The following is a 16,829-nucleotide window of genomic DNA, read 5'->3' on the forward strand; positions in this document are numbered from 1 at the left end:
CGATTAGAAACGTTAGATATTCCCGAAGAAGGACTTTCGGTTCATTTACGTGGGTATGGTTGGGTTTTTGTATTCAAGTTTGTGGCAAAAAATGGCCGCATTGATTACGTGACGACAAACATGGAAATCCCAACACGTGAGCAGGTGCAACACATTACGGACGCACGTTGGTCAGTCGAGGTCTATCATCGAGAAGTGAAACAAACATGTGGAATAGAGCGTTGTCAGGCACGCACAGGTCGAGCGCAAAGAAATCATATCTTTCTTGCTATTGCAGCTTGGTTTGAACAACACAAATTGCGTATCTCACAAAAAATTACACTGTATCAACAAAACTGGAGTGTTATTAAAAATGCTATTCAGGAGCACATCAAGATCTTAATACTTCAAGCCGCATGAGCTAAGTGCAAAACTTGTGCCCAAATGAGTTTGAGTTAGCAGCATAAAGTTGGTGTCCGGTTTTTCGAGGTAAGATCAGTTTGTATTTTTATCCAAGTATTAGGGCTGTATCTTTGAGCAAATAATCATTCGATCTTTGAGATGTAGCTGTAAGCCAAATAGTAGTATTATTAGAAAAAGCATAATTGCAAAAAGAACCAAAATCATTAATCCTCTAAAAGGTCTGGGCTCAGTCTTTAATTCGCAAATATTTTTTTACTTGTATCACCGCCTGCTCTATGGTCACTGTACTAGTATCAATACTGAGGTCATCTTGTCCATATTGATGGACTAGATCATATAAACCTCGAGCTCTTCCTAATACTCTATCACCTCTCATTCGTTCTCTTTCCTCGACAATATTTAAAGGACAATGAACGCCAATACGCAATACATAATAAGGAGCAAAAGCTCGTTGACAATCGTTAAACATTTTTTGGTTATGATATACTTGGTCAAAAATAACTTTGTTTCCAGTAGCTACTAACTCTGCGACTACTAGAGGCATTGCATCTATAATGGATTGAAAAACGGGGCCAAAAACAGCTTCTATTTTCTTTGGTTGCCCATTTTTCTGCACCTCAATCATTCTCACTCCCTGTTCAAGATAGGCATTATGAGGACTTTGCTCAGGACTAGCAGCATCTTCCCAATAACGTTTAGGCGATAGCATAATGAATGAGTCAAAAGAACAATACAAATAAGGCATGATAAAAGCATCTTGCAACGCTTTAGCTAAAGTTGTTTTCCCTGCACTAGAAGTACCATTTAGAATAATAATTTCAGGCCATTGAGACATATGAATCATTCCTTAACTACTCGATTATAAAATCTTACTCCACTTAGTATTTAATTCACATCAGCCAGATAAGATTATTTGAATTTGACAGCAGGGTGGTATGGTTCATTAGAACCTAATATTCCCTAAAATAAAAAATACAATTTGGATGATTTAATTATTAATGAAGCCCATGCAAAACTTGACGCAATACTGAATAAAAATAATGAGGAAATGGGTTCGCAAGATTTGAGAAACGACCTGGAAACAGTTGGGGATTATAGGGGTCAGGTATTAAATCGTATGATAGATGAGGTCGATGAACAAGCGAAAGCTAATCTTGATATTTTGCTTAAGAAATGCAATGAAGCTTTGGATTTTCTTCAAGACAGACTAGAAAATCAATCCACAATTATTTATAGAATATAGGGTTTGTTGACAATTCCTGCCATACTGGGTATCGCGCACATAAGCGCGATATGTGGGATCTAATTGTCAACAGAGGATACTTATATCAAATTTGATATATAATTTTTTGCTGGGTTCCATTAAGAGTGGGGTCAGCATAATTTTCTTTGGGTGCGAATAAGCTTCTTGCCTGAGAGACCACTGCAAGAGGCTTCTGCCCTAAAGCTAAATTTGCTTTAGGTTGCGAATGATAGCCCAATGCATCCAAAACTTTTGAAGTTGTATTTTCAGAGTGTTCTAGATCCATGCTTGCATGTTTATTGTTTGATGCAGCGGACACAATTTCCTGTTGTTTAAAACGATATAAATTGGCCAGTACAATTGTGGATTCAAGCACCACTAAAGCAACACCAATTGCCGGGTTGAGGGTAAAACCTAAGGCAACAAACAATCCTGCTGCTACTAAAGTGATTGTTGAATTATAAGCCAAACTTACAAATAGGTTTTGGTAAATATTGTCTTTGGTTTTTTTTGCGACATCAAAAGCTGTGGCAATAGGAAATAACAACCCTTGTTGGATGACTATTCCCGCGTGTTGTTGTGTGATGGTATCCCCAATATCAGATCTTACAGCAATGCCTATATTTGAATAGGCAATCGCGGTAAGATCATTGGCCGCATCACCAACCATTGCTACCTTATAGCCTTTGCTTTTTAATCGTTGAATATAGCTGGTTTTAGATACTTCACCATGTTTAGTGATCGCACCTACGGTATTTGCACAAATATTGTCTTTAGAAATACCTAATAACAGGGCATATTTTTCTGCAGTTGTTCTATCCGCCCCTGTGCAAATATGTACTGTTTTACCAAGACGTTTCAGGTGATTTACTGTTGCAATAGCATCATCACGCAAAGGGTCGGTTAGTGCGATTTGCCCTATTACTTTTTCGCCACGCACAATATAAACAGAGCCATTATCAGGATTATCATAAGGTTTGGTTATCTGTGTAATTCCATTTGCCAAAAGCATGTCTTTATTACCGATCATGTAGGTTTCGCCATTGATCACACCTTTGATTCCTGAATGATGGCTTTTGTCAAGGGAACTGATTTCTAAAGATTCATTGGATACTACGTCTTGATTGTTTAGGTAAGAACTAATAATTTTTGCTACGGGATGATCGGATTGACTTTCTAATAATGCAATATGGCGCAGGAGCTTTTTATCGTCAATCCGCAGTGTGTCTACTATAACTTCACCTTTAGTGAGAGTGCCATTCAAATCAAAAACAATGGTATCAATATCGGCGGCAGCTTGTAATGCTTTTCCGTTTTTAAATTGAATTCCATTTTCGGAAGCTTTTTTCATGCCGATTTTAACTGCCATGGGGGTAATCAAACTTAAAGCACAAGGACAAGCGCTTACAAGAACCGATACGAGACAGTGAATGGCAAGTGCCGGAGTAAACAATAAGCTTATGGTAATGCCTGAAATAGCCGCCACTGCAAGCAATCCGGGAATGAAATATTTCAAAACTCGTTCTGCAAACAATTCAATAGGTGCTTTTTCATTATTTGCTTGATTAATATTTTTTGCGATCAATGAGAGATATGAGTTTTGATACGTTTTTGTAACACGCATTTGCAAGGAAGGAATATGATCTGCTAAACGCATACCCGCTTTTACTACATCACCTGGCTGAAATTCTTTAAGATGGGGGGAGCCATCGATTCTTGTGGTGTAAAGTAGGGCTTTTTCAGTTAATACACCATCAACAGGAATCACTTCTCCTTGTTTCACTTTAATGATGTCATTAGGTATTAGTTTTTTTACGGAAATTTCCTTATCGGGATTACCTTTCAATAAAGCTAATGGAGCAATACAATCACGCACATCTAAATTTTTATTAATCTCGTCCACTAAAGTATGCTCAATCCCTTCGGCTAAATGCCAGAAGGCTAAAACAAGAGGCGCTGCTTCAAACATCATTGGCAGGCTAGGGACAAACAGGCTGATAATGGAAACAGCAACAATGGTCAAAGTGCTTATTGTATATAATGCCGAGGTATCCCATTTTTTTTCCCGCAATGCATCCCATGCTGATTGATAAACAGTATACCCCAAATATAATGTCATCAAAGTGGTAAGCCCTGTTATCACATAATAGGCCGTCATGGGAATATTAAAACTTGCAATAGAAAGAGCCAGTAAGCCTATCCCCCAAATCAAACCTAAAGCAGCTTTAAGCCAATGATTCTCATGACTATGGGTATGACCATGGGCATGGCCATGGGAGAGATCATGATTATGATTGTGGAAATGATCCTGGCAATGATCAGGACAATGTCCATGAGCATGCTTATGAGAAGAATTGTGTTTGGATTTTTTTTTGTGTTTCTTAATAGGATAATGTTGTTCAGTGCTCGAAGTATGTTGATGATTTTCACACACCAGCTCTTCTTCATCTGAAAGAGCTTCTTTCTCTATTGTTTCGCTTACCACAATGTTTGCTTTCAGCAATAGCTGAGTTACTTTAGTTTGCAGGTCAAGGGTATCTTTGGATTTGCATAACAAACTGATGCTTTTATTTTGACTGTCCAAATCGATTGCCACTCGGGCTAATCCCAAATCCTTGGCTTCATTCAAAATTTGTTCAATTTTTTCTTTCGTTTTTTTCGGATCGAGAAGTTGAACATCGTCTAAGAAGTACAATCGATAATTGTAATACATGGTTTTTTACCCCCAAAAATCCAAAAGGAAAGTGGCTCAAAAATTTTCAAATTGCACACCAACGCCATTAAAGTGTTACATTATAACGATTCATTGCTAAAGAACAAGGATAATTAAGTAATTTTTATACATAAGCGAATGGGATATGGCCAAGGATTTTATGCGGCAAAATAATTCGTGCTTCGGGGCAGGATTCTTTTTTCGTGAAATGAAGACTGTGTTACACTAGTTGACTTAAATCTAAAAACCTAAAGATAATTTGATGAAGCATAATTTGTTGGACAAAGCCTATAAGCATTGTGTGAACCATGGTTATCGATTTACAGAGCCAAGGGAACGTGTCCTCAAAATATTAATCGCAGAAAAGGTGCCACTTAGTGCATATGAGATATTGCAAAAATTATCTATGGAAGTTGAGAACCCCAAGCCACCTACCGTCTATCGTGCTATCCAATTTTGGCACCAGGAAGGATTTATTCATTGTATTGATAGCCTTAAATCCTATATTGCCTGTCTGCACGGGCATCATGTGGGTCAAGCACAATTTCTTATATGCAACCAATGTGATTTTGTCAAAGAATTAGAGTGCATTATAGATTTTACACCCGTACAAGAATCAGCTGACGCAATTCAATTTTCAATTATCAATTGTACGGTAGAAATCAAAGGATTGTGCGCACACTGCAATCGAGGCCATCAAGGGTGTTAGAGTATCTTTATACAATTATTTAAATTTAAATGATACAAAAATTATTTCTTATCATATAAGATAGATCAATAAATTTATTTGAATACCACAAGTTAGCCTCAGCTTCTTAGTTTAAGGATATACTATGACATGTAGATTTACTTCTTTGATGACGCGTATTGGTCTGGGAATTTTAGGATTATGCATCCCAATTTTGGGGATGGCACTTTCTAAACCGACGTTCAGTATAGTAGCAACTACACCAACTCAAGTTATAGTTCCTAGTACAGGGTCCGTAAAGGTAAACTATCAAGTGACCAATAACACCAAACTAACACGCACCTTAACCATGGTTCCAATAAAAGGGATTAGCCAAAATACGATTGGTTTAGAAAACTGCAAAAGCCCTTTTACCTTGGCACCCAATCAATCCTGTATGCTCTCCTTGCAATTGAATGGAAATGAACTTCCTCCTTCTTATTTAGGAGGCCCTATGGTTTGTAAAACTAAGGGTCCTAAAGATCCGAGCCCAAGCCCTTTTTTATGTTCACGGCCTAGTGCAGAATCCATTTTAAGCATTAAAGTGGCACCTTTGCTTGCTATTAAAGTTTATCATGGGCGGCCTTTGCTGAATTCTACCGTGCCCCAGGGTTTAAGCAGAAAGTTTTACGCTATAGGTTTTTTTGCTAATCAAATCCATAAAAATTTGACACAAAGTGTAGCGTGGCATTCTTCAGCTCCCTCTATTGCAACTGTTTCGAATTCTTCGGGATCTTATGGAGTCGTTACTGGCGTTAATGTGGGTGATGCAACTATATCTGCCTCATTAAACGGTTTATCAGGTTCAGCACCCATACAAGTTAATGCTGCGGTAGTGACCCAGCTTCAGATTACACCAACAGATCCGTCTATTGCTAAAGGAACAAAGCAGCAATTTACAGCAACGGGCGTCTTATCTAATGGATCTACTCTGGATTTGACGACCCAGGTGCATTGGATATCCTCAAATTCTGCTGTAGCTGGCATCTCTAATGCTTCAGGAAGCCAAGGCCTGGCTACAGGAAATGCAGTAGGCACAACCACCATCACTGCTTCGTATGCAGGCCAAACAATGAGCACTTCATTGAAAGTAACTGCAGCAACCTTAAGCTTAATCCAGGTAACTCCTGTTAATCCCTCCATCCATAAAGGAACAGCGCAACAATTTATGGCAACAGGAGTATATTCAGATGACAGTACTGAGGATTTAACTTCTTTTGTTACATGGAGCTCTTCTAATCCTCAGGTTGCAAGCATTGAAAATACTCCTGATACCCCGGGATTAGCTCTAGGTGTTGGTACAGGGGGAAGTACAATTACTGCAACTTATGGAAGTGTGTCTGGTAATGCACTTCTTACCGTTACCCCAGCCCAGCTCACTTCCATAGTAGTTAGTCCCTATAATATCTCTTTACCTAATGGTTATTCGCAACAATATACCGCCAAAGGTATTTATACCGATAACACAACGCAAGATTTAACCAAAGAGGTGGCATGGGCTTCTAGTGATACCCGTGTAGCGACTATTTCCAATGCGCCAGATAGCCCAGGAGCGGCTGTAGGAAAAGGGGTAGGTAGTACCGTAATTACTGCCAGTTTAAGTGGTGTTACCGGAGCTGCCCCGTTAAACATCATTGAAGCGGTTCTTGATTCTATTGTTGTGACTCCAGCAAATGCATCCCTGCCATTGGGAACCAACCAACAATATAGAGCTATGGGAATTTTTTCAGATGCATCCGAAGAGAATTTAACTAGTGATGTGACTTGGACTTCTTCCAATACGAGTGCTGTTACAATCTCCAATGCCACTGGCACTCAAGGATTGGCCCAATCAGTAAGCTTAGGCAATGCCACCCTAAAAGCGAGTTTGAATGGCATCTCAGGCACTACAGGCGTTAATGTCTCGGAGGCTACGCTCACTGGTATTACGGTGACACCAGCAGACAGTTCCATTCCCAGAGGCATAAATTCAACCCAACAAATGAAAGCAACAGGAACTTATACTGATTCAACGACTAAAGATATTACTACCGAGGTATATTGGCAATCAGCCAATGGAAGTATTGCCACTGTATCCAATGCAGTAGGGAGCCAAGGACTGGTAACTGCGCAAGAAGTTGCTGCAACAACCAATATCATTGCTACCAAAAGTGCGGTTTCAGGTAGTACTACATTAACTGTTTTTGCGCCACAGATAGGACAAAGTTATGGTGGGGGGATTGTCGCTTGTGATAGTGGAGGATTGTTACACTTAATCGCGGCGCCCTCCGACATTAGCTCAGGCATTATGTGGGGAGGTTATGGAACAGCCATAGGTCCAGGTGCCCAAAGCTCTATTGATGGTGCAAGCAATACCAAAGCGATTGTTAATACATTGGGGCTAAGTCAGAGTTATGCCGCTGGGCTTTGTGCTACATACACCGGGGGAGGTTATACGGATTGGTTCTTACCTTCTTCTGAACAACTCAATTGTCTTTGGACGACCTTTGGAACCGTAGGAGGATATTATCCGGGAGGCGATTATTGGAGTTCGACTGAATCATCTGTGAGTTCTGCTTATAATGCAATCAGTAGGAATTTTAACTATGGAATACCAACCGATGTGGGTAAGAATGCACCGCTTAGAGTCCGTTGTGTGAGACAATTCATGTAATTGGGCAAGAGGAGCCTTATGCTCCTCTTCGATAAATATCTTGTTTTTCAAAGACAACTCTACTGGTGATAAAATTTTAGTAAGTGAAAGGTATTATGTCAGAATATTCTCCTGTATGGCCTCATGGCGAGATTATTAAAGAATTTGAAAGCATCTATGTGGTACGTGGTTCAAACATCACTTATTTTGAAAATAGGAAGATTCAACACAGTAGAAACATGACCATAATTGAGAGTAATGGTGATTTAGCACTTGTTAATACCGTACGTTTAAATGAGGATGGATTACGAGAGCTTGATGAGTTAGGACGTGTCAGGCATGTCATCAGCATTGGCGCCTTTCATGGCAGAGATGATCGATTTTATTTAGATCGATACAATGCCTGTTTATGGACTGTTCATCTTAAAGGACAAGATAGTAACCGATACTACCCAACAACCCAGTATCTAAAGGATGCTGACAAATTACCCATAAAAAATGCTCATTTCTTTAAATTCAAAAACGCTGCTCCCCCAGAAGGATTTCTATATATTAATAATAATGAAGGAATTATTATCAGTTGTGACAGCATTAAAAATTGGTTGGAAGTGGATCAGTTTTTTAGCGAAGAGACGGCTCAAATGGCTCTCTCTCAAGGAGAAATTGCAAAAGCTCGAATCTCACCTATTTGGCTTAAAGCCACTGGAGTACAAGGAAAGGATTTTGAACATTTATTAAAATTGAAATTTAAACATCTAATTAGCGCGCACGGGGATGTCTTAAGAGATACAGCCTATGAAGATGTTTATGACTCTGTGAGACAAATCTGTTAACAAGCTATCTTTGTCTCTGTTTGTAACATCATCACTCTTTTTTTTAGGAAGACTCAATGCGCTCCGGATGCCGTGCTGGAACATCCTGAGCATTTTCCTTTCGATTTCAGTTTGATTTTTAAAGATGGAGGGTATTTTAGAAGAACTCGTCACCCATATCTTTGGGTTGCGCATTAATATCAAATGAATGCATTGAATCAGTAGCACTTCCAGGAATTTTTCGTGTTTCGTTCGCCCACTCACCTAAATCAATGAGCTTGCAGCGGTCAGAACAAAAGGGTTTGAACTGATTAGTAGGGTGCCAGGTATTTTTTTTCAGGCATGTTGGACAGTTGATTTTTTGATCTGTGTTCATAATTTTCTTCATAAATTTCTCTTGGGAAGTATACGCATATGTATCTCTTGGTAGCAATTATTTTTAGTCGCAACTGAGAAAATAAGGATTCATTTTCATGGTGTGCTAATGCCAAATAAATTGTCAATACACCTTAATGTGTCGCATTTATGAGTGCTATAACCCATTTTCATTCTTGGTCAATCCCAAACGTATATGCCAGTCGAAATAGAATAACTGGATATAAAGAAAAAAAGTATTCATGAAGGCACATTATCCTTTCACACAAACAATAGGGATTAATCTCGCTACTTTCTTGGTTAAACCAGAATCTTGTGCTGCATCAACAACAAGATCCACATTTTTATAAGCCCCTGGAGCTTCTTCTGCTACCCCACGATAGGAACTGCTGCGAATCAAAATACCTTGTTGGGCTAAATGCTTGATGATTTCTTGCCCTTGCCATTGCTTTGTTGCCTGGTGTCGGCTCATGGCGCGCCCGGCACCATGACACGCTGAACCAAAGGACTTATTTTCGGCATTTGCTGTTCCTGCTAAAACATAAGAAGCGGTTCCCATACTGCCCCCAATAATGACGGGTTGGCCTACATGCCTAAAAGAAGTGGCTAATTGAGGATGACCTGGTCCAAAAGCCCGTGTAGCACCTTTACGATGCACAAACAGACGTTTTGATTTTCCATCTATTTGATGCGTTTCTTCCTTACAGGTATTATGGGAAACATCATAAATAAGTTTTATTTTGGTGCCAGGTAACTCATCTTGAAAAACTTCTCGCATAAAATGAGTAATGATTTCACGGTTTGCTAAGGCACAATTAATTCCTGCACGCATTGCCCCTAGATAACGCTCGCCCATTGGCGAACGAATAGGCGCACAAGCGAGCTCACGATCAATTAACTGGATTCCTCGTTGTTGTGCGTCGATTAACATAGAGCGTAGAAAATCAGTTCCTATTTGATGGCCCAGACCACGAGAGCCGCAATGAATACTCACTACCACATCACCCAAAGCTAAACCAAATGCTGCGGCAGTTTTGTCACAATATATTTTTTTTACTTCCTGAATCTCTAAGTAATGGTTACCTGAGCCTAAAGTACCCATTTCATTTTTTTGACGCTTTTTTGCATGCTCTGAAACATGTTCGGGTAATGCCCCATCAACACGGCCATAATCTTCAATATGTTCTAAATCTTCCTTATCTCCATATCCTTGCTTGACCGCCCAAACAGCGCCGCCACGCAACATATCGTCCATTTGTTTCATCGTCAGATTAATGCGGCTTTTGCTGCCTACACCAGCTGGAATATGGGTAAATAAAGCGTCCGCCAATCGTTCTTTGTAAGGTTCAAAATCTTCACGTTTAAGCCCCGTGCTTAAGAGTCTTACGCCGCAAGAAATATCAAAACCAACTCCCCCTGCACATACGACTCCTTCATGATCAGGATCAAATGCCGCAACGCCACCAATAGGAAATCCATATCCCCAATGTGCATCGGGCATAGCATATGAGCCTCCAACAATTCCTGGCAATGTGGCCACATTAGAAACTTGCTCATAAACCTTCATATCCATATCACGCACTAAGCTTTCCGAAGCAAAAATAAATCCAGGTACCCGCATTTTACCGTGCTTGGGGATCTGCCATTCAAAATCACTTATTTTCTCTAATAAATTTAGGTCCATTGATTTTGCCTTAGTTCCAGAAATAGGGTGCATTGCAATTGATCATTCTAGAATTATACATCAACAACACATTGTGCTATCCAAGTTTGATTACTTTTATAAACGTTTAATTCAGTAAAAGTAGCCCCTTTAACCTCTACTGCAGGTTGATGCCGAACAATATCTATTTGCTCTCCTGCGATTAGGGCAGTTAATTTTAGTCCCTTAATCGTGACATCAAACTGGCTAAAAAACATCTTATGTATTGCCATGTTATAAATAATGGCGTTTAACCAGTCAACGAATAAAATCTCTTGATTGGGGGCTTCACAGCTTATGTGAAGCCTTTTGAGCGGTTGAATTAATTGATCGGTAATGACATGAGTCAACGCAAGAGCTCCCATGGCAAATGCCTCAGATAAAGTAGAACCATAACCTCTCACACCTATATCGGATTCATGAGAGAAATGCTCCCATTTTTTTTGAGCAATCAATTTAGATTCCTAATTTTATCATCTTTATAAATGCATCATAGACTATATCCATCTTTTATTTCTACCGTCTTGCATAAGCTGCAATTGAGAGGAGAACCATTCCCATGCCTATAGTTTGGCCTGTGGTTAAGTGTTCACCAAGTATTAGCCATGCAAGAATTACGGTTGCCAGTGGCATTACTGCTGTGGATAACGAAGCCATTACTCCATCTACTTTTTGACAACCAAGAAACCAAAAAACATAAAATAGGCCTGTGCTTAAACCTAAAATAAATAAAATAAGCCAATCAAAGTAATGAATCGATAAATTATCCCATGAGCAAAAAAACAGGCAAAACACCAACAATATGGCATTGATTGCGTTAAGTAAGGAAGAAATTAAAAAGAGAGGAAGCGGGGGGGGGTGCATTTTACTTAATATATAGTATGTTGCTTCGGGTATAAGAGAGAGCAACACAAGCATATCCCCTAAAAATGAATGGCTGGCTTGAGCGCCGCTTAATTTATCAAATCCAATAATGGCAAGGCCTAGGGTTGCAAACCCCACACAAATAATTTTTTTCCCTGATATTTTTTCACTGAGAATAATCCAGGACATTAGCGCAATAAGTGCAGGTAATGCACTGGTAATAATGCCAGCAACATTAGCGTCGGTGTATTGGAGCCCTCCTAACATAAAGAAATTAAAAAGTACTCCTGCAGATAAGGCTTGTGCGATTATAAATAACCAATCTTTTTGTTTTAATTTGGAAAAATAATAGCTTATTGATGTTTTTTTTGCTGGAGTGAGGCAATGCAAAAAAAATAAAATAATGGCGGCTAGCGCAAATCTTAATGCTAATATAAAAAGAATAGGAATTGACGACAGCACATACTTCGAAGCAACGATATTAATGCCTACCATAATCTGGGCCAGAATAAGAAAGCACATGCCCTGCAGAAAATAGGTGGAAGATTTGTTCATTAACATTTCTAATTATAACTTATTAAAAAGGTTAGTTTAGCAGAGTTAAGCACAGAAAAAGTTATCCGTTTTCTTCATTTTTTTTGCTGTTCAACGCTTTTGCTCTCCATTGTGAAGGAGACACGCCAAATGTTTGTGTAAATCGACGGCTAAACGCAGATAAGTTCTCATAGCCTACTGAAAAAGCGATTGCTTCAATTGAAGTCTTCTTTAAAGTCAACAATCGCTTCGCATGATATAGTTTTTGAGAGCGCCAATATTCTGCAAGACTATACCCCATAACGTGTTTGAATCGACGTTGTAATTGGCTCACGCTCAAATGACAATACTTCGCCACTTTGCTTATATCTATAACATCTGCAAAATAACGATCAATCCAGTTTTTTGCTTTAATGGCTGTTTGATCCGCTTCAGCTGAAAAAGAGTTTGTTGCAAAATGAATCAGCAATTGATTGATTAATGATTCTGCAAAAAAATCTTCTTCCTGAAAACTTAAGTAATGATGGGTAAATTGCATTAAATTCTTAATGTTTTTGGTGAGGATAAACTCGTGGGAGTGGTACCTGTCTGGATGATTTTGAGCCTTAAGATCAACTACTAAAAAGAGATTTTTGGGACTTCCTGCAAAGCAATGCTGCTCATTAGGTGCAATATATACGCCACTATTCTTGTTTATAACACCCGAATAGTTTCCTGCTTCTAATTCCATGGAGCCATCTAATGGTAATACTAACTGCGCAAATTCATGGGTATGGCTATGACATTCAGTATGATAAGAACGTAAATCCATACGATGAGTTATCATGTTATTCCCTCCTCTAAAAGCAAGATATAACCTTGTATTGTATCATAAATGCCTTTATAGACCGAAAAGTTCCAGGAGTATACTCGATCTTATAAATTCATTATTTCGAAATCACATTAAATTAAAGGCAGCGGTTTTTATATTCAGGTAAAATTAATGGAGTGATCACTATTCATACAAAAACGTATAAGGGATTGGATTAATTGGCAAAAGACTCATGCCTGTTGGACACTTGCGCCTGGAGCCTATGACCTAAAATTAATGTTAATTGATGGGTATAATTCGTTAGTAATGACGCAAATTATAATTATATGAATCTGAAGTTACACCCTTGTTGAATTAACAAATGTATTGGGTGGTACTAAAATCAAATCTTAATTTGATCATCCACGGATAGCTCAGTGTAGCTCTATTCTTTGACGTTCCACGGCTTGTTTGGGAAATCCAGAAGCTTGCGCTAGATTATTGGATTCCCCGGATAGAGCCGGGGGTGGATTCAGGGGATGTGATTAAGAGACCGGGGCACGTTCAGGCACAAATGCAATGGAATTTATTATCATGGATATCCTGATTGTTTGCTATTTGTTTTTAGATAAAATTATTCCTAATGTTGCAGCAGCACCTAATGCTAAGGCCCCTAATCCGATATTTTTCATAGAAAAAAAACTATATCGATTGTTTTCCTCTTTTTGTTGCATAATTTGCTCTGGAGATGCATAAAAAGTTGGATGATGTAAAAGCACTTTACCACTTGGAGTTACAGGTTTTCCTACAAGAGATGCTGCTTCAATTTCTGTGTAACCCTCATCAATTAACTTATGGATTTTCTTCTCTATACGCTTTTTTGACGGTGAAGCAGCTGTGCCTACATCAAGAAATCGATCATCGATTTTTCCATTATCCTTTCCATCTGCCCAGGAAATTTGTTTCTTATCTTCTTTCAATTTTTCTGTATTATCTAACTCAATGAGAGCAGATACCTCTTGCTCATGTAACATTTAAGTTTTTCCTCAAAATTATCAAATCTTGACTCATGATAACAACCAATAATTAAGACAATATTAAGACATTTAAAGTATTTATCTTTCATTATTTTCTATAAAAAACATATGGTTAGTTATTTGCTCATGCCTTGATTGATACAGCAACAGAATTTTCTTTTGACTCTGATAAATCATTTTCTTTAATTTCCTGTAACTTTAGGCGATATCTTCCTGTATCTAATTTGCGTTCAATTATTCCCTCATTGTAACTTTTGAACTCATCGATAAATTTTTTGATAGTTTCTTCCATAGCTCTTTTTCCATCGTTTGGCAAAGTGACATATGTTTTTACCCCATAAGTGTTTTTTGCCATGGTTATTCCTTTTTGTACTCCATTGACAGTGCTGCTTGCTATATGGGAAGGGAACGGTGTAGTTTTTAGCGCTAATAATGTTGGAGTCATGATTCCAGTTATTACCTCGCCTTTCGTAGGTGAGATGCCATATTGAGCTTTATTATAAATAGCTCCTCCTATATTTTTCACAATACCAGGAGAGGTAAGCGCAAGAGAGGCAAGGCCTAAAGCCATAGCTGCGGGGGCGGTTACAGGTGCAGCAGGACTGAATGATGCTGCGGTTAAAGCAAGGGCGGCGGTACTCAAACCAAGGGAAATTTTCTGAGCTTTATCCTGAAATTTTTCAAAATATTCTTCTTCACTAAATTTAAATAAGGGTACCTGCAAATTTAAATCATTTTTATTTTTAAAACACTCAAAAGCATAATCAATTTTCTCATACATATGCTCTTTAGCTTCTTGAGGCAAATTAGACGCATCAATAGTTTCTTTTATATGTTTATAATAGTTAGAGGCTTTTTCATAGGTTTCTTTTGCATCCCTAATTGAATGCCTTTCTGATGTGGATACATCATAATGTAAGTATCTATGTTTTTTAATAAGCTCTTCAAATTGATTGAAATCTGATACAAGATCATTTTTTAGCGTGTCATCGCCACACCGGCTAATAAACTCTTGGCATGATTTTAAGGAGTCTAAGGCTGCTGTTTCCGGTATCATGGATTGCAAATGTAATTTTCCAAGAGCTAATGCAAGAGAAAGAGCACTTGCTTGATTTATGAAGCGTTGGTATTTTGCTTTATCTTCTACATCGCAACTTTCAAGCGCTTTTTGCCATGCGTTAATACGATATTCCAGCCCGAGCTGAATCTGATGATAAATTCCTTTCTTATGGTCTCCAACTTCAGTTATCGTAGAACCATATTCCAACTTCATATTAGATGTACCCATCCTGTTCGTTTCAATTAAAATTTCACTGTGTTCCCAAATATTAAAGTCATCAGGTATGGCTATATCAACATGCTCCTTGTCAATCGATTTAGATTGATTACAAAATACAGCAGCGTGTTGTAAAATACCCACACTAAATGTTGCAATATTTTCTAGATGCATTTTTAAGTCTGGACATTCAACATCTTCAATATTAAATATTAAATCTTTCTTAAATGAGGCCATTTTTTTCTCCCAACAAAGGTTAAGAACTTAAAATAAGTGTTCTTAATTTGTATTTTATCCGGCCAAAATTAAGAAAATTTGTTCAGGTGAGATCATAATATTGAGTAGAGTATGAAAATAGTGAATGGGTTCTTAATGTAGCGGTAAGTATCGAAAATAGAGGAAGAGTAATTATTATGTTCGAAGAGGGGCAATTTAGAGACACACATCCAGTCAATGTGCCCAGATTACATATCTATCACGCCGATAATAAAATATTTTTTATATAGGAGGATTTAAGGATTTGCTTGCAACCCTAATACTTTGAGCTTTGCTATTTGTAATTATTTTTGGGCCAAAATTAACGAGCAGTAAGAGAAAGCAGGCTTTTCATCCATATTTTCCTGAATGATTGTGAAGCCAATTTCAGTCAACATGCGTCGGTACGCTTCAGCTGTTTTCATCACATGAGGTGTAAAATCATCGTGAAAAATATAACGGTATTCTGCGGATAGGCAGCGATCATTATTTTCTTCTTTATAAAATTCACAAATACCTACAAGGCCATTTTTAGGTAATGCTTTATAAGCCATAGCTAAGAGTTTTCTATCAACTTGTTCATTCCAGTCAAAGAGTACTCGTGTAAATAAAATAAGATCAAAACCTTCAGGAAAGCTGTCTTCTTTAATAAAATCGCCCTCAATAACATGTACTTTATTGCTTAAGTTTTTATCAGCAATCTTTTTTCTTGCCATTAAAGCTGATTTGGGTAGGTTATATACTGCAGCTTTTAAATGAGGATGTTCGGTAACGAAAGCACACGCCATGGTACCATCTCCACCTCCTACATCCAAAAGAGCGGATACTTTTTTAAAGTTGATACGATCTAAAATACAACGAATCGGTTGGTCTGCTGTTTGCATCATCCAATCCTCTAGCCATACCACTTCCGTATCTTTTTTGGGTGGCCAGGAAACACTTGTTTTGACTTTACCATAACGTAATACGTCAGTAAGATTCTCTTCTGCAGCGACATTCCAGCTATTAAAAAAGAACTGCATGTTCCACCATCGATCACTTTGCATTAACTGGTAAAACTCATCGGTTAATTTATATGCGGGTTCACCATTTATTTCACTTTTTATTAAAAAATATTCACAACTAAGCAGATGGAGCCATTTTTTTGCTCTAATTGGCATTAATCCTAATTTTTCGATGATCTCCTGCTCCATAGCAAATTCATTTTTTTCAAATAACGCGAATAGGTTCAGATTAAACATTGCTTCTACGAGTTTTAGTCGTGCACCAGAAGCGATAAGGGAAAAATAATTTTCGTAAAAATTAATTCTATTTTCTAGATTTTTTTGTTCTGATGTATCTTTTTGTGCTATTAAATAAGTATGAATGTCATGATGCTCTTTTGTAGCGGATTTTGAGAATTTATCTTTGAGCCATGACATTATTGTTTTCATATGAAATAAATTTAGTGGGGATCTGTTGAATAAG

At 38.1% G+C, this 16,829-nt stretch carries 15 protein-coding genes; 5 read left to right on the forward strand and 10 right to left on the reverse strand.

All coding sequences use genetic code 11. From position 1 onward, the window contains the following. The coding region (locus tag EKG34_RS03485; RefSeq protein ID WP_165391537.1) for a transposase at positions 1–399 on the forward strand (399 nt) is incomplete at its 5' end. A 229-nt stretch (positions 400–628) separates the two neighbouring features. On the opposite strand, the gene EKG34_RS03490 is transcribed toward EKG34_RS03485, so the two are convergent. Then, positions 629–1,237 carry a chloramphenicol phosphotransferase CPT family protein gene (locus EKG34_RS03490; protein ID WP_012978863.1) on the reverse strand — a complete coding sequence of 203 codons (609 nt, stop codon included), beginning with the start codon at positions 1,235–1,237 and terminating at the stop codon, positions 629–631. A 144-nt stretch (positions 1,238–1,381) separates the two neighbouring features. Between EKG34_RS03490 and EKG34_RS03495 the strand changes: the two genes are divergently transcribed. Next, on the forward strand, positions 1,382–1,645 hold the full coding sequence (locus EKG34_RS03495) for a hypothetical protein (RefSeq protein ID WP_003632676.1): 264 nt from the start codon (positions 1,382–1,384) through the stop codon (positions 1,643–1,645). An 85-nt stretch (positions 1,646–1,730) separates the two neighbouring features. On the opposite strand, the gene EKG34_RS03500 is transcribed toward EKG34_RS03495, so the two are convergent. Beyond that, positions 1,731–4,358, reverse strand: coding sequence for a heavy metal translocating P-type ATPase (locus EKG34_RS03500; RefSeq protein ID WP_003632675.1), 2,628 nt, complete (start codon positions 4,356–4,358; stop codon positions 1,731–1,733). A 262-nt stretch (positions 4,359–4,620) separates the two neighbouring features. On the opposite strand from EKG34_RS03500, the gene EKG34_RS03505 reads away from it, so the two are divergent. The 3 genes from EKG34_RS03505 to EKG34_RS03515 all read left to right on the forward strand — a co-directional run bounded on the left by EKG34_RS03505 (position 4,621) and on the right by EKG34_RS03515 (position 8,550). Further along, positions 4,621–5,067, forward strand: coding sequence for a Fur family transcriptional regulator (locus EKG34_RS03505; protein WP_003632674.1), 447 nt, complete (start codon positions 4,621–4,623; stop codon positions 5,065–5,067). A 124-nt stretch (positions 5,068–5,191) separates the two neighbouring features. Beyond that, complete coding sequence (locus EKG34_RS03510) at positions 5,192–7,738, forward strand: Ig-like domain-containing protein (protein ID WP_003632673.1); 2,547 nt, start codon at positions 5,192–5,194, stop codon at positions 7,736–7,738. Between the two features lie 95 nt (positions 7,739–7,833). Continuing rightward, a complete protein-coding gene (locus EKG34_RS03515; protein WP_003632672.1) occupies positions 7,834–8,550 on the forward strand; it encodes a hypothetical protein in 717 nt (238 codons plus the stop codon). A gap of 136 nt (positions 8,551–8,686) precedes the next feature. On the opposite strand, the gene EKG34_RS03520 is transcribed toward EKG34_RS03515, so the two are convergent. From EKG34_RS03520 to EKG34_RS03555, 8 genes are all read right to left on the reverse strand, one after another. Continuing rightward, positions 8,687–8,905 carry a DNA gyrase inhibitor YacG gene (locus EKG34_RS03520; protein ID WP_035904751.1) on the reverse strand — a complete coding sequence of 73 codons (219 nt, stop codon included), beginning with the start codon at positions 8,903–8,905 and terminating at the stop codon, positions 8,687–8,689. 252 nt (positions 8,906–9,157) lie between these two features. Beyond that, complete coding sequence (locus EKG34_RS03525) at positions 9,158–10,588, reverse strand: RtcB family protein (RefSeq protein WP_012978866.1); 1,431 nt, start codon at positions 10,586–10,588, stop codon at positions 9,158–9,160. 53 nt (positions 10,589–10,641) lie between these two features. After that, positions 10,642–11,061 (reverse strand): archease, encoded by a 420-nt coding sequence (locus EKG34_RS03530; RefSeq protein ID WP_003632669.1) that lies wholly within the window; start codon positions 11,059–11,061, stop codon positions 10,642–10,644. A gap of 61 nt (positions 11,062–11,122) precedes the next feature. Continuing rightward, on the reverse strand, positions 11,123–12,025 hold the full coding sequence (locus EKG34_RS03535; RefSeq protein ID WP_105166045.1) for a DMT family transporter: 903 nt from the start codon (positions 12,023–12,025) through the stop codon (positions 11,123–11,125). 61 nt (positions 12,026–12,086) lie between these two features. After that, the gene (locus EKG34_RS03540; protein ID WP_003632666.1) at positions 12,087–12,830 is read right to left on the reverse strand and encodes a helix-turn-helix domain-containing protein; all 744 of its coding nucleotides are present in this window, start codon (positions 12,828–12,830) and stop codon (positions 12,087–12,089) included. Between the two features lie 578 nt (positions 12,831–13,408). Next, on the reverse strand, positions 13,409–13,828 hold the full coding sequence (locus tag EKG34_RS03545) for a hypothetical protein (RefSeq protein ID WP_003632665.1): 420 nt from the start codon (positions 13,826–13,828) through the stop codon (positions 13,409–13,411). A gap of 127 nt (positions 13,829–13,955) precedes the next feature. Further along, positions 13,956–15,344 carry a hypothetical protein gene (locus tag EKG34_RS03550; RefSeq protein ID WP_003632664.1) on the reverse strand — a complete coding sequence of 463 codons (1,389 nt, stop codon included), beginning with the start codon at positions 15,342–15,344 and terminating at the stop codon, positions 13,956–13,958. A 323-nt stretch (positions 15,345–15,667) separates the two neighbouring features. Beyond that, positions 15,668–16,795 carry a methyltransferase gene (locus EKG34_RS03555; RefSeq protein WP_012978869.1) on the reverse strand — a complete coding sequence of 376 codons (1,128 nt, stop codon included), beginning with the start codon at positions 16,793–16,795 and terminating at the stop codon, positions 15,668–15,670. Positions 16,796–16,829 lie beyond the last annotated feature (34 nt).

Origin of the sequence: Legionella longbeachae (genome assembly GCF_004283175.1) — a bacterium.
GTDB lineage: Bacteria > Pseudomonadota > Gammaproteobacteria > Legionellales > Legionellaceae > Legionella > Legionella longbeachae.